1 protein-coding gene and 1 pseudogene are annotated in these 2212 nt (G+C 46.1%); both read right to left on the bottom strand.

Translation table 11 applies throughout. The features are described 5' to 3' along the window. Positions 1-86 precede the first annotated feature (86 nt). Positions 87-1013 (bottom strand): annotated as a pseudogene (locus tag H344_RS20715) (IS91 family transposase); the annotation flags it as partial. Next, positions 1013-1798, bottom strand: a complete 786-nt coding sequence (locus H344_RS21590; protein ID WP_240485014.1) for a tyrosine-type recombinase/integrase — start codon at positions 1796-1798, stop codon at positions 1013-1015. The pseudogene H344_RS20715 and the gene H344_RS21590, both read right to left, overlap by 1 nt. Between the last annotated feature and the right edge of the window lie 414 nt (positions 1799-2212).

Below are 2212 nucleotides of genomic sequence, written 5' to 3'. Positions count from 1 at the left end.
TTAAACCAAACATAAAGGTTTGCTTATCCATTTTTTTGATGGCAAGCTAGAACTTATCCGAGATTGTCAAAAGATGTACTTTACCGACTGAATACGCCGTAATGCCGTATCCGTGTAAAGCCCTTGGGCAAAACATGCAATGCAAATCGGCGTACGAACTCGTGCGTGGAGAGTTTGAGCAGTTCCTTTCGTCCTCCTTTTTTGTAGTTCTTCATCTGGAAGGTTACCGTTCTGTTCGCCTGGTCCACTTGCTTGATCCGATAATTGCTGATAGCGATCTTATGCGTATACCTGCCTAGGTATTCCACTACATATTTTGGTGTATGGAACTGCTGTTTCGCATACACTACCCAATTTTTATCAAATAGCTTATTGTAAATTTCTTTTGGAACGGGTACTTTTTCCTTGCGCAACAATGCGACATATTTTGCTCGGAACACGACGCCCATGGATTTCACATTGAATAGGTACTTTCCCTTGTTCTTGGCAGGTTTCCATCTGCCCGATCTGTTCACTCCGCCACCAGGGACTATACAGTGCAAGTGGGGGTGCAGGCTCAGGTTTTGGCCCCATGTATGCAAGATGGCGATCATGCCCATTTGTGCGCCAAGGTGCTTTGGGTTCGCTCCGAACTGCACAAGGGTTGCCCAAGCCGCCTTAAACAGGCTCCCATAGATTATTTTAGGATAGGACAGGGCATAAGTGTTTAGCTCCGGGGGCAGGGTAAACACCACATGGAAATAAGGCACACTTAGAAGTTCGCTTTCCCGGGCCCGTATCCACTCTTCCCTTTTATGTCCCTGACAGGTAGGACAATGACGGTTCCTGCAACTGTTGTAACTGATGTGGAGTTTATGGCAGCAATCGCACTTATCTATATGTCCTCCCATAGAAGGTGTCCGGCATCTACGAATGGCATGTAGGGTACGCCTATGCCAGCCCGTAAAGGTTTGGGACGAGATCTGGTCCTGTTCCATCTCCAGCACATCGGCCACCTTGAAGTGGCTGCGCATTATTCAAAAAGCGTATCGAGCGGGCTGAACTTGCGCGAACTCCCTGTGTTTGCAACGTGCAGGTATACCAATGTTGTCTCGATAAAAGCATGCCCCAAGAGTTCTTTCAGGCTCATGATATTGAGCCCTGCTTCCAGCAAATGTGTTGCATAGGTATGGCGCAGGCAATGGGCGGTAATGGTCTTGTGGGTGTTTACCTTGCCCCTGTTCTCTTTTATCACCCATTGTATCCCGGTGGTAGTAATGGGCCGTGGTGCCCCATTGTCGGTTACCTGACTGTTGAACAGGAAGGTTTTGGGGGATTCCGTTGCAATATATTTTTTGAGCCCGCGTGCCAAGTGTTTGCTAAGGGGCAGGTACCGATCTACTTTGCCCTTTTGCTTTTTCACAAAAACGGTCTGTCGATCAAAATCGACATCGCAAAGGCGCAGTGCGCAGAGCTCGTAGCTGCGTAGACCACAACCGTAGAGCATCCCCAGTATCAAGCGGTGTTTGAGATATTTGGGCGCTTTGAGCAAAGTGCGTACTTCGGTCTTGCTCAGCACTACGGGCAGTTTGTTCTGGCGCTTTATTTGCGGAAGCTTGACATGCCTATCTTTTATTCCCAAGACCTTATAAATGGCACGAAGACTGAAAACGGTGTGCTTAAAAAAGCTTTCGGACGGGGTCTTGTGCAAGTTCTTGCAATGAAAAAGATAATCATCGATCAGCTCGGCAGAAAGTGTCTCCGGGCTTTGTTTGTAATGCAGGGCCAAATGTGCCAGGCACCGAGTATAGTTGTTCAAGGTACTCTCGGCCTTGCCATTGATCGTGAAACTCTTCCTTAATTTCCCAAAAAGGGTATCAAACCCAGGAACTTCTGCGATAGCGGTCTCTACTATCGTTTTACTTTTTTTTGTACATAACGATAAATTTTAAGTGTACCATAAATATAAGAAATGTTGTATTTTGCTCTGGAAAGGCTTCCGACCGGTAGGGAGGATTCGTTCAACACCGTGTATAATTAATTGCTTTGGTCGTTGTTTACTTGGAAAATTCCTTCGGAATTTTCTCTCGCTCGGTTTTGTTTACTAAATTAGTTGCTTAAACACGCAACTAACCATACACAAAACCGTCAGACTGTCTCAAAACTTAATAACCTTGTTGAAAACCCGTTGCATCATCTTCAGATCCAACCTCGGTTTTTTGTAACTTAAGGT

Origin of the sequence: Arenibacter latericius DSM 15913, assembly GCF_000424985.1 — a bacterium.
GTDB classification, from domain to species: domain Bacteria; phylum Bacteroidota; class Bacteroidia; order Flavobacteriales; family Flavobacteriaceae; genus Arenibacter; species Arenibacter latericius.
Note: the sequence above shows the minus strand (reverse complement) of the source record. Positions and strands in the feature narration are given on the sequence as shown.